General features: G+C 60.0%; 25 protein-coding genes. 9 read left to right on the forward strand and 16 right to left on the reverse strand.

Features of this window, described 5'->3' with window-relative positions; all coding sequences use genetic code 11:
• Positions 1-176: 176 nt before the first annotated feature.
• From zapE to PKE98_RS11330, 3 genes are all read right to left on the reverse strand, one after another.
• Complete coding sequence (zapE, locus tag PKE98_RS11320; protein WP_271195387.1) at positions 177-1271, reverse strand: cell division protein ZapE; 1095 nt, start codon at positions 1269-1271, stop codon at positions 177-179.
• Positions 1272-1503: 232 nt separating this feature from the next.
• Positions 1504-2853, reverse strand: coding sequence for a tryptophan--tRNA ligase (locus PKE98_RS11325; RefSeq protein WP_271195388.1), 1350 nt, complete (start codon positions 2851-2853; stop codon positions 1504-1506).
• Between the two features lie 17 nt (positions 2854-2870).
• Positions 2871-3506 carry an alpha/beta hydrolase gene (locus PKE98_RS11330; protein WP_271195389.1) on the reverse strand — a complete coding sequence of 212 codons (636 nt, stop codon included), beginning with the start codon at positions 3504-3506 and terminating at the stop codon, positions 2871-2873.
• 158 nt (positions 3507-3664) lie between these two features.
• On the opposite strand from PKE98_RS11330, the gene PKE98_RS11335 reads away from it, so the two are divergent.
• Entirely contained in the window at positions 3665-4123 is a 459-nt protein-coding gene (locus tag PKE98_RS11335; protein WP_271195390.1) for a Z-ring associated ZapG family protein, read from the forward strand.
• Between the two features lie 152 nt (positions 4124-4275).
• Here PKE98_RS11335 and cysN read toward each other — a convergent pair whose 3' ends face one another.
• From cysN to PKE98_RS11350, 3 genes are all read right to left on the reverse strand, one after another.
• Positions 4276-6174, reverse strand: a complete 1899-nt coding sequence (cysN, locus tag PKE98_RS11340) for a sulfate adenylyltransferase subunit CysN (protein ID WP_271195391.1) — start codon at positions 6172-6174, stop codon at positions 4276-4278.
• A gap of 1 nt (position 6175) precedes the next feature.
• Positions 6176-7093 carry a sulfate adenylyltransferase subunit CysD gene (gene cysD, locus PKE98_RS11345; protein WP_271195392.1) on the reverse strand — a complete coding sequence of 306 codons (918 nt, stop codon included), beginning with the start codon at positions 7091-7093 and terminating at the stop codon, positions 6176-6178.
• 147 nt (positions 7094-7240) lie between these two features.
• On the reverse strand, positions 7241-7999 hold the full coding sequence (locus tag PKE98_RS11350; protein ID WP_271195393.1) for a Nif3-like dinuclear metal center hexameric protein: 759 nt from the start codon (positions 7997-7999) through the stop codon (positions 7241-7243).
• Between the two features lie 112 nt (positions 8000-8111).
• Between PKE98_RS11350 and algW the strand changes: the two genes are divergently transcribed.
• From algW to PKE98_RS11365, 3 genes are all read left to right on the forward strand, one after another.
• Positions 8112-9266, forward strand: coding sequence for a Do family serine endopeptidase AlgW (algW, locus tag PKE98_RS11355; protein WP_271195394.1), 1155 nt, complete (start codon positions 8112-8114; stop codon positions 9264-9266).
• A gap of 139 nt (positions 9267-9405) precedes the next feature.
• The gene (locus tag PKE98_RS11360) at positions 9406-11490 is read left to right on the forward strand and encodes a TonB-dependent siderophore receptor (protein ID WP_271195395.1); all 2085 of its coding nucleotides are present in this window, start codon (positions 9406-9408) and stop codon (positions 11488-11490) included.
• A 37-nt stretch (positions 11491-11527) separates the two neighbouring features.
• Positions 11528-12244 carry a DUF4198 domain-containing protein gene (locus PKE98_RS11365; protein ID WP_271195396.1) on the forward strand — a complete coding sequence of 239 codons (717 nt, stop codon included), beginning with the start codon at positions 11528-11530 and terminating at the stop codon, positions 12242-12244.
• Positions 12245-12332: 88 nt separating this feature from the next.
• Here the strand turns inward: PKE98_RS11365 and hisC are convergent, their stop codons facing one another.
• The 10 genes from hisC to PKE98_RS11415 all read right to left on the reverse strand — a co-directional run bounded on the left by hisC (position 12333) and on the right by PKE98_RS11415 (position 20327).
• Positions 12333-13385: a histidinol-phosphate transaminase gene (gene hisC / locus PKE98_RS11370; protein ID WP_271195397.1), complete on the reverse strand. Its 1053-nt coding sequence runs from the start codon at positions 13383-13385 to the stop codon at positions 12333-12335.
• 56 nt (positions 13386-13441) lie between these two features.
• Positions 13442-14752, reverse strand: coding sequence for a histidinol dehydrogenase (hisD, locus tag PKE98_RS11375; RefSeq protein ID WP_271195398.1), 1311 nt, complete (start codon positions 14750-14752; stop codon positions 13442-13444).
• A gap of 164 nt (positions 14753-14916) precedes the next feature.
• On the reverse strand, positions 14917-15552 hold the full coding sequence (hisG, locus tag PKE98_RS11380) for an ATP phosphoribosyltransferase (protein WP_271195399.1): 636 nt from the start codon (positions 15550-15552) through the stop codon (positions 14917-14919).
• A gap of 66 nt (positions 15553-15618) precedes the next feature.
• Positions 15619-16884: a UDP-N-acetylglucosamine 1-carboxyvinyltransferase gene (gene murA / locus PKE98_RS11385; RefSeq protein WP_122494328.1), complete on the reverse strand. Its 1266-nt coding sequence runs from the start codon at positions 16882-16884 to the stop codon at positions 15619-15621.
• A gap of 22 nt (positions 16885-16906) precedes the next feature.
• Positions 16907-17146 (reverse strand): BolA family protein, encoded by a 240-nt coding sequence (locus PKE98_RS11390; protein WP_271195400.1) that lies wholly within the window; start codon positions 17144-17146, stop codon positions 16907-16909.
• A gap of 135 nt (positions 17147-17281) precedes the next feature.
• Entirely contained in the window at positions 17282-17593 is a 312-nt protein-coding gene (locus PKE98_RS11395; RefSeq protein ID WP_271195401.1) for an STAS domain-containing protein, read from the reverse strand.
• Positions 17583-18239, reverse strand: coding sequence for an MlaC/ttg2D family ABC transporter substrate-binding protein (locus PKE98_RS11400; RefSeq protein WP_271195402.1), 657 nt, complete (start codon positions 18237-18239; stop codon positions 17583-17585). Before PKE98_RS11400 ends, PKE98_RS11395 begins: the two co-directional genes overlap by 11 nt.
• Positions 18240-18250: 11 nt before the next feature.
• The gene (gene mlaD, locus PKE98_RS11405; protein WP_108096164.1) at positions 18251-18718 is read right to left on the reverse strand and encodes an outer membrane lipid asymmetry maintenance protein MlaD; all 468 of its coding nucleotides are present in this window, start codon (positions 18716-18718) and stop codon (positions 18251-18253) included.
• Positions 18718-19518, reverse strand: a complete 801-nt coding sequence (gene mlaE, locus PKE98_RS11410) for a lipid asymmetry maintenance ABC transporter permease subunit MlaE (protein WP_271195403.1) — start codon at positions 19516-19518, stop codon at positions 18718-18720. Before mlaE ends, mlaD begins: the two co-directional genes overlap by 1 nt.
• Positions 19518-20327: an ATP-binding cassette domain-containing protein gene (locus tag PKE98_RS11415; RefSeq protein WP_271195404.1), complete on the reverse strand. Its 810-nt coding sequence runs from the start codon at positions 20325-20327 to the stop codon at positions 19518-19520. Before PKE98_RS11415 ends, mlaE begins: the two co-directional genes overlap by 1 nt.
• A 261-nt stretch (positions 20328-20588) precedes the next feature.
• Here PKE98_RS11415 and PKE98_RS11420 point away from each other — a divergent pair, with 261 nt between their 5' ends.
• The 5 genes from PKE98_RS11420 to lptB are packed head-to-tail and all read left to right on the forward strand — an operon-like array spanning position 20589 to position 23968.
• Positions 20589-21563 (forward strand): KpsF/GutQ family sugar-phosphate isomerase, encoded by a 975-nt coding sequence (locus tag PKE98_RS11420; protein ID WP_271195405.1) that lies wholly within the window; start codon positions 20589-20591, stop codon positions 21561-21563.
• A 14-nt stretch (positions 21564-21577) separates the two neighbouring features.
• Positions 21578-22102, forward strand: coding sequence for a KdsC family phosphatase (locus tag PKE98_RS11425; protein WP_271195536.1), 525 nt, complete (start codon positions 21578-21580; stop codon positions 22100-22102).
• A 9-nt stretch (positions 22103-22111) separates the two neighbouring features.
• Positions 22112-22684, forward strand: a complete 573-nt coding sequence (lptC, locus tag PKE98_RS11430; RefSeq protein ID WP_271195406.1) for an LPS export ABC transporter periplasmic protein LptC — start codon at positions 22112-22114, stop codon at positions 22682-22684.
• Complete coding sequence (lptA, locus tag PKE98_RS11435; protein ID WP_271195407.1) at positions 22671-23243, forward strand: lipopolysaccharide transport periplasmic protein LptA; 573 nt, start codon at positions 22671-22673, stop codon at positions 23241-23243. The genes lptC and lptA overlap by 14 nt, the downstream gene beginning before the upstream one ends.
• A complete protein-coding gene (lptB, locus tag PKE98_RS11440; RefSeq protein ID WP_271195408.1) occupies positions 23243-23968 on the forward strand; it encodes an LPS export ABC transporter ATP-binding protein in 726 nt (241 codons plus the stop codon). Before lptA ends, lptB begins: the two co-directional genes overlap by 1 nt.
• Positions 23969-24140 lie beyond the last annotated feature (172 nt).

The following is a 24140-nucleotide window of genomic DNA, read 5'->3' on the forward strand; positions in this document are numbered from 1 at the left end:
TTAGCCCAACTATCGTCATTCCCGCGAAGGCGGGAATTCAGAGTTTCGGATCGGACGCCTTTGCACGCCTCCTGCGAGATTCTCGATCCCCGCCTTCGCGGGGACGACGAAGTGGGGTTGAGACTCTGCTTGCATAAAAAAGGCTGCCTATTGGCAGCCTTTTATTTTCGAATCCCTTACGGCTTATGCGCCCGCGAAAGGAACTCGTGAGATTGCATTTCCAACAACCGACTCAACGTGCGCTGGAACTCGAAATTCAACCGCCCGCCGGTATACAGGTCTTTCAACTCCACCGCCGCCGAAATGATCAGCTTGACGTTGCGGTCGTAGAACTCGTCCACCAAGTTGATAAAGCGGCGCGCCAGATCGTCTTCGTTGACGCCCATCTGCTCGACATTGGAAATCAAAATGGCGTGGAAAATCTTCGCAAGCTCAATGTAGTCGTTCTGACTGCGCGGCCCGTCGCACAGCTCACGAAATTCAAACCAGGCCACGTCGTCGCACACTTTGCGCGCGGTAATGCCACGGTTTTCGATCATCAGCACTTCATTGACCTGCGCTTTCACGCAGTCCGGCACCAGGCTGACAAAGCTTTTGTTCAGGCTGGTTTCCGCGCCTTCGTTAAGCGGCCAGTAATACAGCTCTGCCTGCTCCAAGGCCCGCAGGCGGTAGTCAACGCCGCTGTCGACGTTGACGATCACGGTGTGTTCTTTGAGCAGCGCAATCGCCGGCAAAAAGCGGGCGCGTTGCAAGCCGTCCTTATACAAACCGTCCGGCACGATATTGGACGTTGCCACCAGGCTCACGCCGTTCTTGAAGAGTTCTTCGAGCAGGGTCGCCAGAATCATCGCGTCGGTAATGTCGGACACGAAAAATTCGTCGAAGCAGATCACCCGGGTTTCGGCGGCATAGCGCTTGGCGATGGCTTGCAGGGGGTTCTTTTCGCCGCTCAAGGTGGTCAGGTCTTCGTGCACACGCTTCATGAAACGGTGGAAGTGGGTGCGGGTCTTTTCCTTGAAAGGCAGCGCTTCAAAGAAGGTATCGACCAGGTAGGTCTTGCCACGACCCACGCCGCCCCAGAAATACAGGCCCTTAACCGGGTCGTGGTGCTTTTTGCCCAGCAGTTTGCCGAACAGCCCAGGCTTGTTGTCGCCGGCGGCAATCAGGTCGTCGTAGAGGCGCTGCAGATGGCGCACCGCAGTTTCCTGCGCGGCGTCATGGAAGAAGTCGGGACGTTTGAGGTCCGCCTGGTATCGCTCGAGGGGCGTCATCGCGTAATGCTCTCAACTATTTACTAGCTCGCGACCGGCCCAGTGGCGGGCATCGCGAGGCATGTGATGGGCAGGTAACGAGTAAACAGTACCCAGGGTCTGCGTCTTGCCGACGCGCTGCGTTTGGCGCGTGGTGGGTCTGGCATGCCCAGACAGCAAAAACGGGGTCGTCACTTTAGCGGCGACCCCGTTGCTTGGCAATCGGCCAGCCGCACCGGCTGGCCACTGCGCCTCACTCTGGCTGAGGTGCCAGCGTCTCACGCAGTTGCGCCACAGCCTGCTCGCAGGCCGCGGTATCGGCGAACTGCGGGCTTTGGCCGACGGCTTCATCATCCAGCCAGACGGCAAAACCGTTGCCGTCGACACGCACGTCCAGAACGCTGCCGTCCTGCAGACGCTTGCTGACCTGGCCAGCGGTTTTGCCATCGGCGAAGTTTTTCGACAGCAGCAATTGCTCGCCATCTGCCGCCAGAAGGCGGAAACGGAAGCTGCCGTCGTCTTCACGGAAGCTGACAAACCGCGCGCCTTTAACCGCTTTTTTCTTGGTGCTCTGGGTGCTTTGCAGGTCGCTTCGGAAGGAGCGCAGGCCTACCGCCTCACGCAGCTCGCCGAGAAACGGCGTGGCGATCTTGCGGGCCTTGGCGGCGCCGGCCAGCAAAATATCTTCCAGGTCGGCCGGGCGCTCGATCAGCGCGTGATAACGCTCGCGTGACTCGCCCAGTTCGTTGTCCAGCAGCTCGAACAGGCGCTGCTTGGCCTCACCCCAAGCCAGACCGCCCAACAGGTCGGCACGGAATTCGGCTTTCTGCGCGGCAGTGGAGAACGCCTGGTACAGGGTGAACAGGTGCGAGTTGTCCGGGTCTTTGGCTTCGCCGGGGGCGCGCGAGTCGGTGACGATGGACGAGACCGCCGCCTTCAACTGCTTGGAGCTGCCGAACAACGGAATGGTGTTGTCGTAGCTTTTGGACATCTTGCGGCCATCCAGGCCCGGCAAGGTGGCAACGCTTTCTTCGATCAACGCCTGCGGCATTACGAAGAATTCCTTGCCCTTGCCAAACAGGTGGTTAAAGCGCTGGCCGATATCGCGAGCCATTTCCACGTGCTGAATCTGATCGCGGCCGACCGGCACCTGGTGCGCGTTGAACATCAGAATGTCGGCAGCCATCAGCACCGGGTAGCTGAACAGGCCCATGGTGACGCCGGCGTCCGGGTCTTCACCCTGCTCGACGTTTTTATCTACCGAGGCCTTGTAGGCGTGGGCGCGGTTGAGCAGGCCCTTGGCTGCGACGCAGGTCAGCAGCCAGGTGAGTTCAGTAATTTCCGGGATATCAGACTGGCGATAGAACGTCACGCGGTCGGTATCCAGCCCCGAAGCCAGCCAGGTCGCGGCGATTTCCAGACGCGAGCGCTGAATGCGCAGCGGGTCATCGCATTTGATCAGCGCGTGGTAGTCAGCCAGGAAATAGAACGAGTCGGCGTCCGCGGCGCGACTGGCGACGATGGCCGGGCGGATGGCGCCCGCGTAGTTACCCAGATGCGGGGTGCCGGTGGTGGTGATACCGGTAAGGATACGAGTGGTCATGGCATTCGCTTATTAAGTCAGTTCGACAGGCGCGGCAGCAGCAGGTCTTTGAGCTCCGTGAGCTTGCCGTGAAAAAAGTGCCCGCATTCTGCCACTTTCAGCAGCTCGTGGGCACGGTCGAGGTTGGCCGACCAGGCGAAAACGGTGTCCGGGGCAATCACTTCGTCCTGCTCGGGCTGAATCAGGGTCAGTACGCCGTGCTGGGCGATGGGATTTTGCTCGTTCAGACGGCTGACGGCGGGGGCGACCATAAACAGCCGCTCGATTTCCACGCCACGCGCTTCCAGGCGACCGCTGAGGCTGGCGGCAACAAACCCACCGAAGGAAAACCCGAACAGGTTCAGGGGCAGGTCCGGCTTTTCGGCCAGCAGCCAGTTGGCCACGGCTTCGGCGTCGTCCACTTCGCCGCTGACCATCTCGCTGGCGCCTTCGCTGGCACCCACACCGCGGTAGTTAAAACGCAATGTGGCGTAGCCGGCATCGCGCGCGGTGCGCTGCAGGGTCGACACCACTTTATTGAGCATGGTGCCGCCCTGCACAGGGTTCGGGTGGCAGATCAGCGCCAGGCCACGGGCTTCGGGCAGGTCGAGGTAGAGCGCCTCGAGTTGGCCGGTTGGTCCATCAATAAACAGGGAGACTTCGCGAGCTGACAACGGGGAACTCCGTGACCCGACAAAGGGTCGACACGTCTTGAGTAGGAACCTTGGGCGCCGCCTTACCGCGACGCTCGCCCTGTCAAGGCAGCGCCGCGCTATACAGCGCAGGTGCGAGCCGTTACCGTAATGCAAAGCCGTTTATAGAGGAAGGACTCGTGGAACAGACCCTATTGGCCTGGTTACTCCCGGCACTCGCCCTGCTCGCAGGCGTCACCATTGGTTTTCTGGTGGCCCGCCTGGTGCCCAGCGCCGCACCGAGCCGCACACAACGGCAGCTGGACGAAATTCAGGAACGTTTCGACAGTTACCAGAGCGAAGTGGTGACCCACTTCAACACCACCGCCAGCCTGGTAAAAAAACTGACCCAGAGCTACCAGGAAGTGCAGGAGCACCTTTCTGAAGGCGCCAACCGCCTGGCCCTGGACGAACTCACCCGTCAGCGTTTGCTGGCTGCGCTGCATGATGAAAAGCCGGGCACACGTGAGCGCCTGACGCCGCCGAAAGATTCGGAAGTACCACGCGATTACGCGCCTAAAAGCGCCGATGCGCCGGGGATGTTGGACGCCACTTTTGGTTTGAAAAAACCGCCGGTCAGCGACACTTCGCCGCGTTAAATCGCAGCCAATAAAAAGCCCGCGCAAGCGGGCTTTTGCTTTTGTAGGGTGTGCTGTGCGCACCGTGGCGATTTCGCATATATCGCTTGGTGCGCGAAGCACACCCTACGAAAAAGCCCCGCCGAAGCGGGGCTTTTTTTGGCTCGACCGGGTTAGATTGCGCCGCGACTACGCAGCAGATCCAGCACCAGCTTCACGCCCTCCTCCACCGACACGCTCTGAGTATCGACCACCAGGTCGGCATTCAGCGGAATGTCATACGGAAAGGACTCGCCCGGAATGTTGTCGCCACCGGCCGCGTACAGGCCTTGCGGGTCACGCTCGGCGCACACTTGCGGGGACGCCTGCACATACACGGTGAGCAGACGCTGATTGCCGATCAGGGCCTTGGCCTGTTCGCGGCCTTCGGCATCCGGCGCCACGAAAGCGGCCAGGGTAATCAAGCCGGCTTCGTTGAACTGGCGCGCTACATGCGCCGCACGGCGCCAGTTCTCGGTGCGCCCGGCGCGGTCTTGCGGCAGGCCCTTGTTCAGATCGTGACGCAGGTTCTGGCCATCGAGCACGTAAACGGCACGGCCCATGTCGAACAGCTTGCGCTCAACGGCGTAGGCCAAGGTGCTCTTGCCCGCGCCCGACAAGCCGCTGAACAGCACAGTGGCCGGTTGCTGGCCGAAACGTGCGGCGCGCTCTTCGGTCGCCACATGGGCCAGCTTGCCGTGCAAACCACCGCCCTGGCCGCCAACCGGCGCAGCGATGATCATGCCAGCGCCAACGGTGCCGTTGGTGAGGCGGTCGACGATGATGAACGAGCCGGTGGTGCGGTTGCGGTCGTAGCCGTCCAATGCGATGGCGGCATCCAGGCTGACTTTGACCTTGGCGATCTCGTTCAGCTGCAGGCTGCTCGCGGCACCTTCTTCGAGGGTGTTTACATCCACCTTGTGCACGATGCTGGCAATCGAGCCCGGCACATAGCTGGTGGCGCGTTTGATGTCGTATTTCTTGCCCGGCAGCATCGGCTCTTCGGCCATCCATACCAGCATGGCTTCGAAGCTGTCGGTCACCTGCGGCTGGCTGTCAGCATGCACCAGCAGGTCGCCACGTGAGATATCGATTTCGTCTTCCATAGTCAGGGTAATAGCCTGACCCGGGCCTGCGCTTTCCAGCTCGCCTTCGAAGGTGACGATGGATTTTACGCGGCTGCTTTTGCCCGACGGCAGCACCACGACTTCGTCGCCCTTGTGCACGATACCGCTGGCCAGGGTGCCGGCAAACCCACGGAAGTTCAGGTTTGGACGGTTGACGTACTGCACCGGGAAACGCATGTCGGTGAAGTTGCGGTCGGCGGAAATTTCCACGGTTTCGAGGATTTCCATCAGCGTCTGGCCGGTGTACCACGGCGAACGATCGCTGTGGTTCACCACGTTGTCGCCCTTCAAGGCAGACATCGGCACGAAGTGGATCGAGGTTGGCTTGAGGGCCACCTTCGCGGCGAACGCCAGGTAATCGGCCTTGATCGACTCGAACACGCCTTCGTCGAACCCCTTGAGGTCCATCTTGTTGATGGCCACGACGATATGTTTGATGCCGAGCAGGGACGCTATATAGCTGTGGCGACGGGTCTGGGTCTGCACGCCGTAACGGGCATCGACCAGAATGATCGCCAGGTCACAGGTGGAAGCACCGGTGGCCATGTTGCGGGTGTACTGCTCATGGCCTGGGGTGTCGGCGATGATGAATTTGCGCTTGGCGGTGGAGAAGTAGCGGTACGCCACATCGATGGTGATGCCTTGCTCGCGCTCGGCTTGCAGGCCGTCTACCAGCAGCGCCAGATCGATGTCCTCGCCGGTGGTGCCGACTTTTTTCGAGTCGCGGGTGATGGCTTCGAGGTGGTCTTCGTAAATCATTTTCGAGTCATGCAGCAGGCGCCCGATCAGGGTGCTCTTGCCGTCATCGACGTTGCCGCAAGTGAGGAAGCGCAGCATTTCCTTGCGTTCGTGCTGGGCCAGGTAGGCGAGGATGTCCTCGCTGATCAACTCGGATTGGTGTGACATATTAAAAGTACCCCTGACGTTTCTTGTCTTCCATCGAACCTGCCTGGTCATGGTCGATAACGCGACCCTGACGCTCGGAGGTTCTGGTCAGGAGCATTTCCTGAATGATGTCGGTCAAGCTGGTGGCGGTGGATTCCACCGCGCCAGTCAGTGGGTAGCAGCCGAGGGTGCGGAAGCGCACCATCTTCTTGTGAATGCTGGCTTTCTGCTCGGGCGACAGATGCTCGAGAATGCGATCGTCGTCGATCATGATCAGCGTGCCGTTCATTTCGATCACGTCGCGCTCGGCGGCGAAATACAGAGGAACGATCGGAATGCCTTCCAGATAGATGTACTGCCAGATATCCAGCTCGGTCCAGTTGGAGAGCGGGAATACGCGGATCGACTCGCCCTTGTTGACCTTGCCGTTGTAGACATTCCACAGTTCGGGGCGCTGGTTTTTCGGGTCCCAGCGGTGCTTGCTGTCGCGGAAGGAATACACGCGCTCTTTTGCTCGCGATTTTTCTTCGTCACGGCGCGCGCCACCGAAGGCGGCGTCGAAGCCGTGCTTGTCGAGCGCCTGCTTGAGGCCCTCGGTTTTCATGATGTCGGTGTGCTTGGCGCTGCCGTGGGTGAACGGGTTGATGTTCTGCGCCACGCCGTCGGGGTTCACGTGAGTGATCAGGTCTAAGCCCAGGTCCGCCACCATCTTGTCGCGGAACGCGTACATCTCTTGGAATTTCCAGCGGGTATCCACGTGCATGACCGGGAAAGGCAACTTGCCGGGGAAAAACGCTTTGCGGGCAAGGTGCAGCATGACCGCGGAATCTTTACCGATGGAGTACAGCATCACCGGGTTATCGAACTCGGCGGCGACCTCGCGGATGATGTGGATGCTTTCCGCCTCCAACTGTTTCAGATGCGTCAATTTATCGAGCATGGCTACTCACGGCTTTCTCACGAAGAGAGCGTTATTGGACGGCCTACGGGCCGTGGACGAGGGCGGCACTTTAGCACAGCACCCTATTCTATTCAGGCAGCCTTTTAGATCGAAACGATCTAGCGATATTCCCGCTAAACAGGGCCGCTACACAGGGTTGGGACAGTCGATAAACAAGTGTTCCAGGGCGAAGCGTTTGGCCAGGTAGTCGCCCAGCGCCTGCACGCCGTAACGCTCGGTGGCGTGGTGGCCGGCGGCGATAAAGCTGACGTCGTTTTCCCGCGCGCTGTGCACGGTTTGCTCGGACGCTTCGCCGGTCAAGTAGAGATCGACGCCGGCGGCAATGGCCTGGTCGATATAGCCCTGACCACCACCGGTACACCAGCCAACGCGGCGGATCATTTGCGAGCCTTCTATTAATAGCGGCTCGCGGCCAAGCACTTCCTGCACGCGGCGGGCGAAGTCGCGGGCAGTCATGGGTTCGTCGAGCGAGCCGATCAGGCCGACCACTTTCATGTTTTCCGGGTCCAGCGGGCCTTCGACGGTAATATCCAATTGGGCGGCAAGCTGTACGTTGTTGCCCACCTGCGGATGCACATCCAGCGGCAGGTGATAGGCCAGCAGACTGATGTCGTTGTTCAGCAGGGTTTTCAGGCGGCGCTGCTTCATGCCGACCACGCAGGGGTTTTCGCCTTTCCAGAAATAGCCGTGGTGCACCAGCACCACATCGGCATCGGCTTCAACGGCGGCATCCAGCAATGCCTGGCTGGCCGTCACGCCACTGACGATGCGCCGTACCTGCGGGCGGCCTTCCACTTGCAGACCGTTGGGGCAGTAGTCGGCAATGCGCGCAGCGCCAAGAAAACGCTCGGCCTCTTCCAGCAAGGTGGTCAGCGCAATCGCCATAACATTTACTCTCCCGTACAAATCTAAGCTGCTTTTTATTGCCACAACGGCCTCTATAATGGCCGCCACCTTAAGGGCCTGTCATGGCCCTCGCAACCCTCAGGATTTATCGATGTTCAAGGCTCTGCGTTATCTTGGCTGGCCGCTTCTGGTCGGCGTACTGCTCGCGTTGCTGATTATCCAGTACTACCCGCAATGGGTCGGCCTGCCGCGCCAGGATGTGCATATGCAGCAAGCGCCGCGGTACGGCGTGGCGCAACAGGGGCCTGTGTCATACGCCGACGCGGTTACCGTCGCCGCCCCGGCGGTGGCCAACCTGTACACCACCAAGATTGTCAGCAAGCCGGCCAACTCACTATTTGAAGACCCGCAGTTCCGCCGTTTTTTCGGCAATAACCTGCCCAAGCAACGGCGTATGGAATCGAGCCTGGGTTCGGCGGTGATCATGAGCCCAGAAGGCTATCTGCTGACCAACAACCACGTGACCGCCGGCGCCGACCAAATTGTAGTGGCCCTCAAAGACGGTCGCGAAACCCTGGCCCGCGTCATCGGCAGCGATCCGGAAACGGACCTCGCGGTACTGAAGATTGACCTCAAGGATTTGCCTTCGATCACCCTCGGCCGTTCCGACAGCGTCGCCATCGGCGATGTGGCCCTGGCCATCGGTAACCCGTTTGGCGTCGGGCAAACCGTGACCATGGGCATTATCAGCGCCACCGGCCGCAACCAGTTGGGCCTCAATACCTACGAAGACTTTATCCAGACCGACGCCGCCATCAACCCGGGCAACTCCGGCGGTGCGCTGGTGGATGCGCATGGCAATCTGGTGGGCATCAACACCGCAATCCTGTCCAAGTCCAACGGCTCGCAGGGCATCGGCTTTGCCATTCCGACCAAGCTGGCACTGGATGTGATGAAGGCGATTATCGAGCACGGCCAAGTCATTCGTGGCTGGTTGGGGATTGAAGTGCAACCCTTGACGCCCGAGTTGGCCGAATCGTTCGGCCTGGAAGGCAAGCCAGGCATTGTCGTGGCCGGTATCTACCGTGACGGCCCGGCGCAGAGAGCCGGCCTGCAGCCCGGCGATCTGATTCTGAGCATCGATGGCGAACCAGCCAGCGACGGGCGCCGTTCGATGAACCAGGTGGCGCGCGCCAAGCCGGGAGAAAAAACCAGCATCGAGATCATGCGCAACGGCAAGTCGATGGAGCTGACCGCCGAGATCGGCTTGCGTCCGCCACCTGCTACCAGTGACGCGACCGAGTAATTTGTCCCCTATCAAAGGCGCCTAAGTGGCGCCTTTTTTGTGCCCGAGATTTCTTGAAACACAACAGGCAAAAGATGTCGCTTCCGTTTTCCTCTGTTTAAAATGTTATGTTATTACATCTTAAGTACGGAATCCGAACATGAAGTCATCTGCCCTCACCTCGCTTGCTGCGCTATCTGTTGGCCTGCTTGGCGAACCTGCATTTGCAGAAAACACATTAGAAGAAACCACCATTACCGCCGACTACGCCGCCGAGCGGAGCGATGGGCCTGTAAACGGCTACCGCGCCCACCGCTCGGCCACCGCGACACGCACCGACACCGATATTCGTGACACCCCGCAAAGCATCAACGTGGTCCCCGCCCAGGTACTCACCGACCTCAACAGCACGCGCATCGACCGGGCGCTGGATTTCGCCGGCGGCGTTTCCCGGCAAAACAATTTTGGCGGCCTGACCTTCCTCAACTACAGCGTGCGCGGCTTTACCACCGGCGAGCTGTACCGCAACGGCTTTGCCTATAACCGCGGCAGCAACACGGCACCGGATTCCGCCACCATTGAGCGTATCGAAGTACTCAAAGGCCCGGCCGCCAGCCTGTACGGCCGTGGCGACCCCGGTGGCCTGGTGAATATTGTCAGCAAGAAGCCGCAGTCGGATGCTTTCAATACCTTGCAACTGAGCGCCGGCAGTTGGGACCGCTACCGCAGCGCGCTGGACGTCAACACGCCGCTTAACGACGAAGGCACGGTGCTCTCGCGGGTGAACCTGGCGGTGGAAGACAACCACAGCTTCCGCGACCATGTGAGCAGCCAGCGCAAGCTGGTGAGCCCGACCCTGTCGTGGCAACTCAGCCCGGATACCTGGCTGCTGGTCGAAAGCGAATTCAGCCGCACCGAGTCGGTGTTCGACCGCGGTATCCCGGCGGTAAATGGCGAGATGGGCTCGGTGTCGCGCAACACATTTCTGGGCGAACCTAACGACGGCAACATCCGCAACAACAACCAATTGCTGCAGATCAGCCTTGAGCACTACCTCCACGACAACTGGAAAACCCGCCTGGCCACGCACTACAGCCAGGGCACGCTCAACGGCGACAGCTCGGAACCGCAGCGCCTGATCGGTCAGCAGGTGTCGCGTATCTATCGTCAGCGCAACTTCGAATGGAACGACAGCATTACCCAGGCCGAACTGCACGGCAGCTTCACGCTTGGCGGCTGGGAGCACCAGACGCTAACGGGTGTTGAGTACGAGAACTATCGCAACAGCCAGAAGTACCCGCAAAGCCTTACCTCACCGGACTACGGCCTGGATATTTACCACCCGGTGTACGGCCAGCCCAAACCCGCGCTGGTGAACCCGAATGACTTCTTCGAGCACACCCAAAGCTATGCCCTCAACCTGCAGGACCAGATCGTGTTCAACGGACGCTGGCGCGGCCTGCTGGGTGTACGCCTGGAGCGCGTCGAACAGCGCGCCCTCAACCGCACCTCCAGCGTCGACAACCTGCAAAAGAAAGACGTCGCCACGCCGCGTGCAGGGCTGCTGTATCAGCTAACCCCCGAGGTCGGTGTTTTCGCCAACGCCTCCACCTCGTTCAAACCCAATACTCTCGGCAACCAGGGCCAGGTATACAAACCGGAGAAAGGCATCGGCTATGAAACCGGGTTAAAGCTGGATCTGTTCGACGGCCGTCTGGGCGCTACCGTGGCGCTGTTCCATATCGACAAGGAAAACGTGCTGACCACCGATGCCAACGGCGACAGCATCGCCGCCGGCAAGGCACGTAGTCAGGGCCTGGATATGCAATTGGCCGGACAGTTCAGCGACGCCATACGGGTGATCGGCGCCTACGCCTATATCGATGCCGAAGTGACCAAGGACAACGTCATTCCCGAAGGCAGCGACCTGCTCGGCATCGCCCGCAACAGCGCCAGCCTGATGGCCGTATACGAGTTTCAAGCAGGTGAACTGCGTGGCTCGGACATCGGCATCGCCGGCAATTATGTGGGTGACCGTTCCGGCCAGACCGGCACTCGATTCGAGCTGCCGGCCTACAGCACCGTTGACCTGCTGGCCCATTACAACGTCAGCGATACCGCACGGATTGGCCTGAACCTCAACAATCTGTTCGACCGTAAATATTACGAACGCGCCCACAACAGTACCTGGGTGCTGCCCGGCGAGCCTCGCAACCTCAGCGTCAGCCTGACCCTATCCCTCTAACCCCGCTCCTCTAACCAACAGCCACCAAGGAAGCACCATGCCTAAATTTCACCTGATGCTGATCGCCGCCCTGTTCACGATGGAAGTGCAGGCCCATGGCCTGTGGACGGAGCAGCGCCGCGGCAATATCGAAGTGGTGTACGGCCACGGCGCTGAAGACGATGCGTTCAAGGCGGCGAAAATCAGCGATGCCTGGGCCTTTGATGCGCAAGGCAAGCCTATCGCCGTCAACATCGAGCGCCTCAACGACCACGCCCGCCTGCACCCAACCACCTCGCCCGCAAGCCTGGCGGTTGCGCTAGACAACGGCGCCTGGTCGCAAACGCCGGACAACAAGTGGATCAACCAGGGACGCACTCAAGTGCCGACCGCCGTGCATGCGTTGCACACCTGGAAATACAGCCTGGCGATCTATCAGGACGGCGCCATATTGCCGGACCTCTCCATGCTCAAACTGGTGATCAAACCGCTGCAGGATCCACTCAAGGTCGGGCCTGGCAAGCCGCTGCGGGTGCAGGTGCTGCTGGACGGCAAACCCGTCTCCGGCCTCAAGCTGATTGGCGACTACCGCAGCGCGCCTTCCACCGTCAGCGCCACAACCGATAAGAATGGCGAGGCGCAGGTGGTTGTACGCAATGAAGGGCTGAATATCATCGCCGCCGAAACCACTGTGCCGGTGAGTGATGATGCGGATATCGATGAGCGGGGGCTGTTCACATCGTTAAGCTTTATTGGCAGCGCCCACGAGGAATAACGCTCAAAGCACAAAAGCTCGAGGCTGATCGTAAAAGGACCAACAAAAAGCCCGGCACATGGCCGGGCTTTTTTTATTCAGGCAACCATTACAGCCGCTTCAACGCCTCCACCAACGCCTGGTTCTGCTCTGGATTCCCAATGGTGATCCGCAAAAACTGCGCAATGCGCGGCTTGTTGAAGTGCCGCACGATCACGCTCTGTTCACGCAGGCCTGCAGCGAGGGCAGCGGCGTCCTTCTGCGGGTGACGGGCAAAGATAAAGTTGGCGCCCGACGGCAACACGTCAAAGCCCAATGCAGTCATCTCGGCCACCAGCTTCTCGCGGCTATCGATTACGGCTTGGCAGGTTTGCTGGAAGTACGCCTTGTCTTCGAACGCCGCCGCCGCGCCCGCAATGGCCGCGCGGTCCAGCGGGTAGGAGTTAAAGCTGTTTTTGATCCGCTCCAGCGCTTCGATCAGGTCCGGGTGACCGACTGCAAAGCCTACGCGCAGACCGGCCAGCGAACGGGATTTGGACAGGGTCTGCGCCACCAGCAGATTCGGGTAACGATCCACCAGACTGATCGCCGTCTCGCCGCCGAAGTCAATGTAGGCTTCGTCCACCAGCACCACGCTGTCGGGGCTTGCTTGCAGAATCTGCTCAATCGCGTCCAGCGCCAGCACGCAGCCGGTCGGCGCGTTGGGGTTGGGGAAAATGATGCCGCCGTTGGGCTTGGCGTAATCCTGCGGGCGAATCTGGAATTGGTCGTCCAACGGCACCGCGTCGAACGCAATGCCGTACAGACCACAGTAAACCGGATAGAAGCTATAGCTGATATCCGGAAACAGCAGCGGTTTGCCGTGCTGGAACAGGCCGTGAAACGCGTGGGCCAGCACTTCATCGGAGCCGTTGCCGACAAACACCTGCGCCGGCTGCACGCCGTAGTAGTCAGCCACGGCGTTTTTCAAGCGGTCGCCGTTGGGGTCCGGGTACAGACGCAGGTCGTCGTTGATTTCCGCCTGCATCGCGGCGATGGCTTTCGGCGACGGGCCATAAGGGTTTTCGTTGGTATTGAGTTTGACCAGGTTGTTGAGCTTGGGCTGCTCACCCGGCACGTACGGCACCAGGTCTTTGACGAAGGGGCTCCAGAATTTGCTCATAACCCTTCTCTCCTCGAATTCAGTGGGTCTCAACGGGCGCCGAAGCACCCGCCCCATTAGTTCTTGATGCGGTATTCGGCGCTGCGGGCGTGGGCGGTCAGCGACTCGCCACGGGCCAGCACCGAGGCGCTTTTACCCAACTCCGATGCGCCTTGCGCCGAGCAGTGAATGATCGACGAGCGTTTCTGGAAGTCGTACACACCCAGCGGCGAGGAGAAGCGCGCGGTGCCGGAGGTCGGAAGCACGTGGTTGGGGCCGGCACAGTAGTCGCCCAACGCCTCGGCGGTGTAGCGCCCCATAAAGATCGCGCCAGCGTGGCGAATGTGCGGCAGCCAGGCATCCGGGTCGGCTACCGACAATTCCAGGTGTTCCGGCGCAATGCGGTTGGCCACTTCGATGGCTTGTTCCATGTCCTTCACCAGAATTAGCGCACCACGGGTTTCCATCGAGGTGCGGATAATGGCTTCGCGTTCCATGGTAGGGAGCAACTGGGCGATGCTGGCAGCGACCTTGTCTAGAAACTCGGCATCGGGGCTGAGCAAAATGGACTGGGCGTCTTCGTCGTGTTCGGCTTGGGAAAAGAGGTCCATGGCGATCCAGTCCGGGTCGGTCTGGCCATCACATACCACGAGGATTTCCGAAGGACCGGCGATCATGTCAATACCGACCTTGCCGAACACATGACGCTTGGCGGTGGCTACATAGATGTTGCCGGGGCCGACGATTTTGTCCACCGGCGGCACGCTTTCAGTGCCATAGGCCAGTGCGGCTACGGCCTGGGCGCCGCCGATGGTGAACACGCGGTCGACACCGGCAATACAGGCCGCCGCGAGTACGATTTCATTGATTTCGCCGCGCGGGGTCGGCACCACCATGACCACCTCTGGCACCCCGGCCACCTTGGCCGGAATAGCGTTCATCAGTACCGACGACGGGTACGACGCCTTGCCACCCGGAACGTACAACCCGGCGCGGTCCAGCGGCGTGACCTTCTGGCCCAGCACGGTGCCGTCGGCCTCGGTGTAGGTCCAGGAGTCCTGTTTCTGTTTTTCGTGGTAGCTGCGCACGCGCTCGGCGGCCACTTCCAAGGCTTGGCGCTGGGCGGGGGTGATGCGGGTCAGGGCCAGTTCCAGACGCTCACGTGGCAGAATCAGGTCGGCCATGCTGTTGACGGCCAGGCCGTCGAAGCGCTGGGTGTATTCCACCAGGGCCGCGTCGCCGCGCTCACGCACATTCTTGATGATGTCCAGCACGCGCTCGTTGACGCCGTCGTCCGACACGCTTTCCCAGCTCAGCAGATGATCCAGATGCTTATTGAAGCCCGGATCAGCAGCGTTGAGTCGGCGGATGGCGATAGGAGCAGTCATAACGGGCCTCGTGATAGTCATGGACGTTAAGAGCGGTTGTGCGCAGGTGCGCAATCAACCGGTTCTCGAGCGTCGCTAGGCTACCAAGCCAATCCTGTGGACGCCCGAGAAAAACGGCTATTACAAGGATAGGCACACGCGACTGAACGTCGCGTGGAGAGGTATTAGCCTCGGTGGTTCGCTTCCACCGCGTCGCGCAGGGTGTCGATCAAGGCCTGGATGCGCTTGTGCTGCATCTTCATCGAGGCTTTGTTGACGATCAGGCGGGAGCTGATGTGAGCGATCAGTTCCTGGGCTTCCAGACCGTTGGCCTTGAGGGTATTGCCGGTGTCGACGACGTCGATGATCTTGTCAGCCAGGCCAACCAGCGGTGCCAGTTCCATGGAGCCGTACAGCTTGATCACTTCGACCTGGCGACCCTGCTCGGCGTAATAACGCTTGGCCACGTTGACGAACTTAGTGGCCACGCGCAGACGGCCTTTGGGCTCCGGTACGCCAACGGCGCCGGCAGTCATCAGCTTGCAACGAGCAATTTTCAGGTCCAGCGGCTCGTACAGGCCCTGACCGCCGTACTCCAGCAGCACGTCTTTACCGGCCACACCGAGGTCGGCCGCACCGTGTTCGACATAAGTCGGCACGTCGGTGGCGCGCACGATAAGCAAACGCACGTCGTCCTGGGTGGTGGGAATAATCAGCTTGCGGCTCTTGTCCGGGTTTTCGGTCGGCACGATCCCAGCCTTGGCCAGCAATGGCAGGGTGTCGTCAAGAATGCGGCCTTTGGATAAGGCGATGGTCAACATGGCGCGATATGTCCTTAAAACCTGGATGCCCTGATCACCGACACGCGGCAATCAGGGCTGGCGGTACTAGCCCGGTACGCGGCGAATTTTCGCGCCCAGCAACTGCAGCTTCTCTTCGATGCACTCGTAACCACGGTCGATGTGGTAGATGCGGTCGATAAGGGTATCGCCGTCGGCCACCAGGGCCGAGATCACCAGGCTGGCCGATGCACGCAGGTCGGTGGCCATTACTGGCGCGCCCTTGAGCGTCTGGGTACCGGTGACGATGGCGGTGTTGCCTTCGACCTGGATCTGCGCGCCCATGCGGGTCATTTCATACACATGCATAAAGCGGTTTTCGAACACGGTCTCGATCACCGCGCCAGTGCCTTCGGCAATGGCGTTCAGGGCAATGAACTGCGCCTGCATGTCGGTGGGAAATGCCGGGTACGGCGCGGTACGCAGGTTCACGGCCTTCGGACGCTTGCCTTTCATATCCAGCTCGATCCAATCCGGACCGGTGGTGATTTCCGCGCCCGCTTCCTGAAGCTTCAGCAGCACGGCTTCGAGGATGGTCGGATCGGTGTCTTTCAGTTTCACCTTTCCGCCGGTAGCGGCAGCGGCCACCAGGTAGGTGCCGGTTTCGATACGGTCAGGCATCACGCTGTAACGCGCGCCGCCTAGGCGTTCAACGCCGTCAATGGTGATGGTGTCGGTACCGGCGCCGGTAATCTTCGCGCCCATGGCAATCAGGCAGTTGGCCAGGTCGACCACTTCGGGCTCACGTGCGGCGTTTTCCAGCACGCTGCGGCCTTTGGCCAGGGTGGCGGCCATCATGATGTTCTCGGTACCGGTCACGCTGACGGTATCGAAGAAGAAGTGCGCACCGCGCAGGCCGCCCTCAGGCGCCTTGGCTTTGATATAGCCGCCTTCCACGTCGATGATCGCACCCATGGCTTCGAGGCCACGGATGTGCAAATCCACCGGGCGCGAACCAATGGCGCAACCGCCAGGCAGGGCCACTTCGGCTTCACCGAAGCGCGCGACCATCGGGCCGAGTACCAGAATCGAAGCGCGCATGGTCTTCACCAGCTCGTACGGTGCGACCAGGGTCTTGATGGCGCGAGCGTCGACTTCAACGCTGAGCTTCTCGTCGATCACCGGCTCGATGCCCATGCGCCCGAACAGCTCGATCATGGTGGTGATGTCGTGCAGGTGCGGCAGGTTGCACACGGTAACCGGCGCATCGGCCAGCAGGGTTGCAGCGAGAATCGGCAGGGCGGAGTTCTTCGCCCCGGAGATGCGGATTTCGCCATTGAGGCAAACGCCGCCGGTAATAATCAATTTATCCATAGGAGTCTCGTCGCCCGTGGGCTTAGGAACGCTCGGCCCAAGCGGCGCGGCTGAAGAATTTCATGGTAACCGCATGGATGCTGCCATCGGCGATCCACGGGTTGAGGTGGGCATAGACCTGCTGCTGACGCTTGACCGGGCTCATGCCCGCCAATTCATCACTGACGACGTTCAACTGGAAATTACAGCCTTCGCCTTCCACGTTGACCTCGGTATCGGACAGCTTTTCCTCAAGGAGGCTTTTAACTTCTACGGCCTGCATGCTAAACCTCAATCGGCGCCCTACGCGCGCGGGTCGGCCATGATACAAAAAAGCCCCCCGCCTGCGAACCCCGGAATACGGAACACTGACAGAGGGCCTTCGATTTTTGCTAACTACTGCCTGAAGCCGGCAGCCTCACGCTTGCAAAGGCAAAATGGCCAGCAAGCCAGATACTTCGGCAATCTGCCGCATTTCCACCGGCAGCGCACGCACCGCCAGGGTCTTGCCGGCCTGCTTGGCTACCCGCATGTACGCCAACAGCAGCGACAGCCCAACGCTGCTGGAGTGTTCAACCTCGGCGCAGTCGACCACCACGTTGCTGGCCGCCGCTGCGCGAATCAGCTTCTCGCCTTCATCACGCAGCGCCGCGCCGGTACGAAAATCCAACACGCCCACCAACTGCAAAACGCCGTCGGCTTGCTGGCGAATCACGCTATCAGTCGTCATGACCCGCAGCCTTCTGCCCGTCTTCGGTGTTCTTGGCATTGGCCACTACCTGCGCCCAACCATCGATGGTCTTGTCCAGGTCATTGCCGTTTTTCTGCATGGCGTCGGCGAACTGATCGCGGAACAGCTTGCCGATGTTGATGCCATTGATGGTGACGTTACGCAGCATCCACTGGCCGTTCACCTTGGTCATGGTGTAGTTGACCGGGTAGACGGTGCCTTTGGTGTCACGCACTTCCATATTCACGCTGGTGCGGTCCGGGTCGGACTGCTTGCCATTGCTAGGCAGCACTCGGATGTCCTGATTGTTGTACTCCAGCAAGGCGTTGCCGTAGAACTCCATCAGGCTGCGTTTGAAGTTTTCTTCAAAGCGTTTCATCTGCGCCGGGGTGGCGTTGCGAGAGTATTTGACGGTCATGATGCTGCGCGAAATGCCGTCGGCATCCACCACCGGCCCAATGATGCGATTCAGCGAGTCGTAGAATTTCTGTGGGTCGGCCTTGTACTGGTCTTTGTTGGTCTTGAGGTCGCTCAACAGCTCGTCAGTGGTTTTCTGCACAATGTCCTGCGCAGCCGGAGCGGCAGACGCGAACAGTGGAAAAACCGCCAACAGCACCAGCAAACCGCGACGCAGAGCGCTAACCATGCCTGTATTCCTCACTTGGATTCTTTGTTGACCGAGTTGATCAGGAACTTGCCGATCAAGTCTTCCAGTACTAACGACGACTGGGTGTCGTGAATGGTTCCGCCATCCTTGAGCAGCGCTTCGTCGCCGCCCACGCTGATGCCGATGTACTTCTCGCCAAGCAGGCCCGCGGTGAGGATAGACGCGGTGGAGTCCACCGGCAGGTTGTCCACACGTTTTTCCAGCTCCATGGTCACGCGGCCGGTGAAGGTGTCGCGGTCCAGGTCGATGGCGGTCACCTTGCCAATGCCGACGCCGGCCATGGTCACCTTGGCGCGCACGGTAAGCCCGGCCAGGTTGTCGAAATTGGCGTAGAGCTTATAGGTGTCCTGCCCGGCACCGACCGTCAGGCCGCTGACGCGCAAGGCCAGCAGCAACAAGGCCAGAAGACCGGCCAAGAGGAACAGGCCGACACCGATTTCCAGGGTGCGGTTTTGCATCAGAAGTCTCCAAACATCAGGGCGGTCAAGATGAAGTCCAGGCCCAGCACGGCAAGCGAGGCATAAACCACTGTTTTGGTAGTAGCACGGCTGATCCCCTCGGACGTGGGCTCGCAGTCATACCCCTGGAACACGGCAATCCAGGTCACTACAAAGGCAAACACAACACTTTTGATCAGGCCGTTGAGCACATCCTTCTCAAAGGACACGCTGTTTTGCATATTGGCCCAGAACGAGCCCTGGTATACGCCCAGCCAATCCACCGCCACCATGGCGCCGCCCCAGATACCCACCACGCAGAAGATCATGGTGAGCAACGGCAGCGAGATAAAGCCGGCCCACAGGCGCGGGGCGATGATGTACTTGAGCGGGTCGACACCGATCATTTCCAGGCTGGACAGCTGCTCGGTGGATTTCATATTGCCGATCTCGGCGGTCAGCGCCGAGCCGGCTCGGCCGGCGAACAGCAATGCGGTAACCACCGGGCCCAGTTCACGCAGTAAGGTCAGGGCCACCATCTGCCCCACCGCCTGCTCCGAGCCGTAGCTGGACAGAATGTTGAAACCCTGCAGCGCCAGCACCATGCCAATAAAGAGGCCCGAAACGACGATGATAACCAGCGACATCACGCCCACGGAAAACAACTGTTTGGTCAACAGATGACCGAAACCGTTGCCGACATTGCCGGTACCGAACAAGGCGCGAAACAAAAAGACAGTAGAGCTGCCCAGTGAACCCACCGTGTCGATGCCCGCGCGGCCAAGCAGGCGAATACGTTCGCCAATAGTTTTTTTGCGCATTAACGCGTCCCCAACAGGTCGTCGCGGTAATCCGCAGCCGGGAAATGGAACGGCACCGGCCCATCGGCGACACCTTTCATAAACTGGCGGATGCGCGGGTTATCCGACTCCATCAATTCCTTGGGCGTGCCGTGACCGAGCACCTGAGTATCACCCACTACATAAAGGTAGTCGGAGATGCTGGCTGTTTCGGCGAGGTCGTGGGAAACCACAATACTGGTAATACCCAGCGCATCGTTAAGCAGGCGGATCAGGCGCACCAGAATGCCCATGGCAATCGGGTCCTGACCCACGAAGGGTTCGTCGTACATCAGAATCTGCGGGTCCAGCGCGATGGCACGCGCCAGGGCGACACGGCGTTTCATACCGCCAGACAGCTCGTCCGGCATCAGCTCTATGGCACCGCGCAGGCCAACAGCCTCGAGCTTCATCAGCACGATGTCGCGAATCATGTCTTCGGGCAATTGAGTATGTACGCGCAGCGGGAACGCGACGTTCTCGAATACATCGAGATCAGTAAACAGCGCGCCGCTTTGAAACAGCACGCCCATCTGCTTGCGCATATCGAACAGATCACTGCGCGACAGCTCGGGCAAGTTCTGGCCGTTGACCAACACCTGGCCGCTGGCCGGCCGCAACTGGGCGCCCATCAACCGTAGCAACGTGGTTTTGCCACTCCCGGAAGGCCCCATGATGCCGGTGACCTTACCGCGGGGAATGGAAATATCGACATTCTTGAAAATGCTGCGCGAACCGCGCATGAAGGACACGCCCTTCAGCTCGACCGCGTAGGCGTGATCGGCACTCATCTGAACTCCTTGGTACAGCCGCCTATCAGACGTCATGTCTCACGGTGGGGACACCACGGGAGTGAACATGCCGGACAGGGCGGCAACTATATCACCGGCATCCGGCTGCGCCCAAGGCACAAACCCGGCAAAGGCGTTTTCAACAACGGCAAAAAACACGCGATTGCATGCATGTGACGAAGCGCTCCTACATTCGAAGGTGAGCCGAACCAGCTTTGCCGCTATAATCCCCGCCTTTTCACGCGGCCACTGTCTTTAGCTATGAACCAGACCAACGACTTGATCCAATCGGCACTGCGTACAGTGCGCCTTGAAATCGAAGCTGTGGAAGGCCTGCTCCCGCGTATTGACGCGGCTTTCGTAAAAGCCTGCGAACTGATTCTGGCCAGCAAAGGCCGCGTGGTGGTTGTCGGCATGGGCAAGTCCGGGCATATCGGCAACAAGATCGCCGCCACTCTGGCCAGCACCGGCACTACGTCGTTTTTCGTGCACCCGGCCGAGGCCAGCCACGGCGACATGGGCATGATCACCCGCGATGACGTGGTGCTCGCCCTGTCCAACTCCGGTTCCACCGCCGAAATCGTCACCCTGCTGCCCCTGATCAAGCGCCTGGGCATCACCCTTATCAGCATGACCGGCAACCCCGAATCGCCACTGGCCAAGGCCGCCGAGGTCAACCTCGACGCCCGTGTTGCCCACGAAGCCTGCCCACTGAACTTGGCACCGACTTCTTCCACGACGGCTTCGCTGGTACTCGGCGACGCACTGGCAATCGCCCTGCTCGAAGCCCGTGGTTTCACGGCTGAAGACTTCGCATTTTCCCACCCCGGCGGAGCTCTTGGCCGACGCCTTCTGCTGAAAGTAGAAAACGTGATGCACAGCGGCGAGCAACTGCCAAAAGTGCAACGCGGCACCTTGCTGCGTGATGCACTGATGGAAATGACCCGCAAGGGCCTGGGCATGACCGCTGTACTGGAAGGCGATGGCCGCTTGGCCGGGATCTTCACCGACGGCGATTTGCGTCGCACGCTGGACCGCGACCTGGACATCCGTCAGGCCACCATCGACGACGTGATGACCGTACACGGCAAGACCGCGCGCCCGGACATGCTTGCCGCCGAGGCGCTAAAGATCATGGAAGACCACAAGATCGGTGCACTGATCGTGGTGGATGAACAAGACCATCCCATTGGTGCCTTCAACCTGGGCGACCTGTTACGCGCGGGGGTCATGTAATGAATAGTGATGTGATGAGCAGCGAGCTATTGCAACGTGGCAAAGCCATCAAGCTGGCAGTGTTTGATGTGGACGGCGTGCTCACCGACGGCAAGATCTACTTCCTGCCTGATGGCGGCGAATTCAAAACGTTCAGCACACTGGACGGCCAAGGCATCAAGATGCTGATCAACTCCGGCTTGCGCACTGCCATCATTACCGGGCGCTCCTCGCCGGTGGTTGAGCGCCGCGCGCAAAACCTCGGCATTCATCATCTGTATCAGGGCCGCGAAGACAAATTGGTGGTTCTTGATGAGCTTCTGGCCGAACTGGGCCTAAGCTATGAGCACGTTGCGTACCTGGGTGACGACCTGCCTGACCTACCGGCAATTCGCCGTGCAGGGCTGGGCATGGCTGTGGCCAACGCCAATGACTTTGTCCGCAAGCACGCCGATGGTGTCACCAGCGCGCGTGGTGGCGAAGGCGCGGCACGTGAATTCTGCGAGTTGATCCTGCAAGCCCAGGGCAATCTCGAAGCGGCCCAAGCCGCCTACTTATAGAGCCGACGCATGCTACGCAAACTGCTTCTTACCTTATCCTTTGGCCTGGCGGCATTGCTGGTTGCCGCCCTTGGCTACTGGAACCTGAACCCTGAGAGCCTGCTCGAGCAAAAGCCTCAGGCCAGCGCCGACAATGCCGTGGACTTTTACGTCATCAATGCCAAGAGTGTGGAATACCAGGCAGATGGCTCGCTTCACTATGAAATGACCAGCGACAAGGTCGAGCACCTGAAGGAAAGTGACAAGAGCCTGGTAACCAAGCCGGATTTGCTGCTGTATCGCGCCACTTCGCAATTGCCCTGGCATATCCAGAGCGAGCGCGGCGAAGTGGCGCCGGGCGGCACCGAGGTCGAATTGATCGACAACGTCCGCATCGCCCGCACCGACGAAAAAAACCGCCCCACCATCATTACCAGCAGTCGCATGACCGTGTTCCCGGACAAGGAATTTGCGCAGACCCAGCAAGCCGTTAGAATCGAGGCCGCCAATGGAGTGACCACGGCTAACGGAATGAAAGCGTATTTGAAAGACAGCCGGGTGCTCCTGCTGTCCAACGTAAGAGGCCAGCATGAGGTTCGTTAACAAATTTTCCCTGCACACACTGTCCCTGCTCCTGAGCCTGGGTGCGGCTTTCGCCAGCTCCAGCGCCTGGGCCCTGGCCACCGATCGTGAACAACCGATTCGCGTACAGGCCGACAGCGCCGAGCTCGACGACAAACAAGGTGTAGCGGTCTACCGCGGCGACGTGGTGATCACCCAGGGCAGCATGAAGATCACTGGCCATACGGTGACCATCACGCAGAACGCCCAAGGTGACATCGAAGTGTTCACCGCTGTAGGCACCCCGGCCTACTACGAACAGAAACCCGCGCCGGACAAACAGATCGTCAAGGCCTATGGCCTGACCATCCAGTATTTCGCCGCCAAAGACCGCATTGTGCTGATCGACCAGGCCAAGGTGATTCAGGAAGGCAACACCTTCGAAGGCGAAAAGATCGTCTATGACACCCAGCGCCAGATCGTTAACGCCGGCCGCGCCAATGGTTCCAACGTAACCACGCCGCGCCCGCGCATCGACATGGTTATCCAGCCCAAGAACAAACCCGCTGGCGCCCAGCCAGCCGACCAACAGGCGCAGTAATGGCGACTCTTAAAGCCCAACACCTGGCCAAAGCCTACAAAGGCCGCCAAGTGGTTCGTGATGTCAGCCTGTCGATTGAAAGCGGTCAGATCGTTGGCTTGCTCGGTCCTAACGGCGCTGGCAAGACCACCTGCTTCTACATGATCGTCGGCCTGGTAAATGCCGATCAGGGCCGCGTGCTGATCGACCAGCAGGACGTCACCCACCTGCCCATGCACGGCCGCGCTCGCGCCGGCATCGGCTACCTGCCGCAGGAAGCCTCGATCTTTCGCAAGCTTTCGGTGGCCGACAACATCATGGCCATTCTCGAAACGCGCAAAGAGCTCGACAGCGCGGGTCGACGCAAGGAACTGGAAAGCCTGCTGCAGGAATTCCACATCAGTCATATCCGCGACAACCTCGGCATGAGCCTGTCCGGCGGTGAACGCCGCCGGGTAGAAATTGCCCGCGCACTGGCTACCGCACCAAAGTTCATCCTGCTGGACGAACCCTTCGCCGGTGTTGACCCGATTTCTGTTGGCGATATCAAACAGATCATTCACCACCTCAAGGCCAAAGGCATTGGCGTGTTGATCACCGATCACAACGTACGTGAAACCCTGGATATCTGCGAAACGGCCTATATCGTCAACGACGGCCAGCTGATTGCCGAGGGCGACTCTGAAACCATCCTGGCCAACCAGTTGGTGAAAGAGGTGTATCTGGGCCATGAGTTCCGCCTCTAACAGGCGACCGCTGTACCTGTCTGTAGTGTATTTCTGACACGCACTACAGACTTCGATTGAGGACTAGGCAAACCCCTCAGACATAGGCATATAATTTGCTTCCTGGTGGCGCTTCGGCGCCCTCGTTGTGGAAAGCGCGTGTGCGCCGGCGAATAAGGTCTTAAGCCCCCTC

Source organism: Pseudomonas turukhanskensis (assembly GCF_027922365.1).
Taxonomy (GTDB): Bacteria; Pseudomonadota; Gammaproteobacteria; order Pseudomonadales; family Pseudomonadaceae; genus Aquipseudomonas; species Aquipseudomonas turukhanskensis.

What these genes read in the sequence shown, in the direction of transcription:
- mlaE (WP_271195403.1), bottom strand. Translation starts at nt 19,518, where the DNA reads ATGCGCAAAAAAACTATTGGCGAACGTATTCGCCTGCTTGGCCGCGCG.
- hisD (WP_271195398.1), bottom strand. Translation starts at nt 14,752, where the DNA reads ATGACTGCTCCTATCGCCATCCGCCGACTCAACGCTGCTGATCCGGGC.
- hisC (WP_271195397.1), bottom strand. Translation starts at nt 13,385, where the DNA reads ATGAGCAAATTCTGGAGCCCCTTCGTCAAAGACCTGGTGCCGTACGTG.
- lptB (WP_271195408.1), top strand. Translation starts at nt 23,243, where the DNA reads ATGGCGACTCTTAAAGCCCAACACCTGGCCAAAGCCTACAAAGGCCGC.
- cysN (WP_271195391.1), bottom strand. Translation starts at nt 6,174, where the DNA reads ATGTCACACCAATCCGAGTTGATCAGCGAGGACATCCTCGCCTACCTG.
- hisG (WP_271195399.1), bottom strand. Translation starts at nt 15,552, where the DNA reads ATGTTGACCATCGCCTTATCCAAAGGCCGCATTCTTGACGACACCCTG.
- lptA (WP_271195407.1), top strand. Translation starts at nt 22,671, where the DNA reads ATGAGGTTCGTTAACAAATTTTCCCTGCACACACTGTCCCTGCTCCTG.
- PKE98_RS11390 (WP_271195400.1), bottom strand. Translation starts at nt 17,146, where the DNA reads ATGCAGGCCGTAGAAGTTAAAAGCCTCCTTGAGGAAAAGCTGTCCGAT.
- cysD (WP_271195392.1), bottom strand. Translation starts at nt 7,093, where the DNA reads ATGCTCGATAAATTGACGCATCTGAAACAGTTGGAGGCGGAAAGCATC.
- murA (WP_122494328.1), bottom strand. Translation starts at nt 16,884, where the DNA reads ATGGATAAATTGATTATTACCGGCGGCGTTTGCCTCAATGGCGAAATC.
- PKE98_RS11420 (WP_271195405.1), top strand. Translation starts at nt 20,589, where the DNA reads ATGAACCAGACCAACGACTTGATCCAATCGGCACTGCGTACAGTGCGC.
- PKE98_RS11365 (WP_271195396.1), top strand. Translation starts at nt 11,528, where the DNA reads ATGCCTAAATTTCACCTGATGCTGATCGCCGCCCTGTTCACGATGGAA.
- zapE (WP_271195387.1), bottom strand. Translation starts at nt 1,271, where the DNA reads ATGACGCCCCTCGAGCGATACCAGGCGGACCTCAAACGTCCCGACTTC.
- PKE98_RS11415 (WP_271195404.1), bottom strand. Translation starts at nt 20,327, where the DNA reads ATGAGTGCCGATCACGCCTACGCGGTCGAGCTGAAGGGCGTGTCCTTC.
- PKE98_RS11425 (WP_271195536.1), top strand. Translation starts at nt 21,578, where the DNA reads ATGAGCAGCGAGCTATTGCAACGTGGCAAAGCCATCAAGCTGGCAGTG.
- PKE98_RS11325 (WP_271195388.1), bottom strand. Translation starts at nt 2,853, where the DNA reads ATGACCACTCGTATCCTTACCGGTATCACCACCACCGGCACCCCGCAT.
- PKE98_RS11360 (WP_271195395.1), top strand. Translation starts at nt 9,406, where the DNA reads ATGAAGTCATCTGCCCTCACCTCGCTTGCTGCGCTATCTGTTGGCCTG.
- PKE98_RS11395 (WP_271195401.1), bottom strand. Translation starts at nt 17,593, where the DNA reads ATGACGACTGATAGCGTGATTCGCCAGCAAGCCGACGGCGTTTTGCAG.
- PKE98_RS11350 (WP_271195393.1), bottom strand. Translation starts at nt 7,999, where the DNA reads ATGGCGATTGCGCTGACCACCTTGCTGGAAGAGGCCGAGCGTTTTCTT.
- mlaD (WP_108096164.1), bottom strand. Translation starts at nt 18,718, where the DNA reads ATGCAAAACCGCACCCTGGAAATCGGTGTCGGCCTGTTCCTCTTGGCC.
- lptC (WP_271195406.1), top strand. Translation starts at nt 22,112, where the DNA reads ATGCTACGCAAACTGCTTCTTACCTTATCCTTTGGCCTGGCGGCATTG.
- PKE98_RS11400 (WP_271195402.1), bottom strand. Translation starts at nt 18,239, where the DNA reads ATGGTTAGCGCTCTGCGTCGCGGTTTGCTGGTGCTGTTGGCGGTTTTT.
- algW (WP_271195394.1), top strand. Translation starts at nt 8,112, where the DNA reads ATGTTCAAGGCTCTGCGTTATCTTGGCTGGCCGCTTCTGGTCGGCGTA.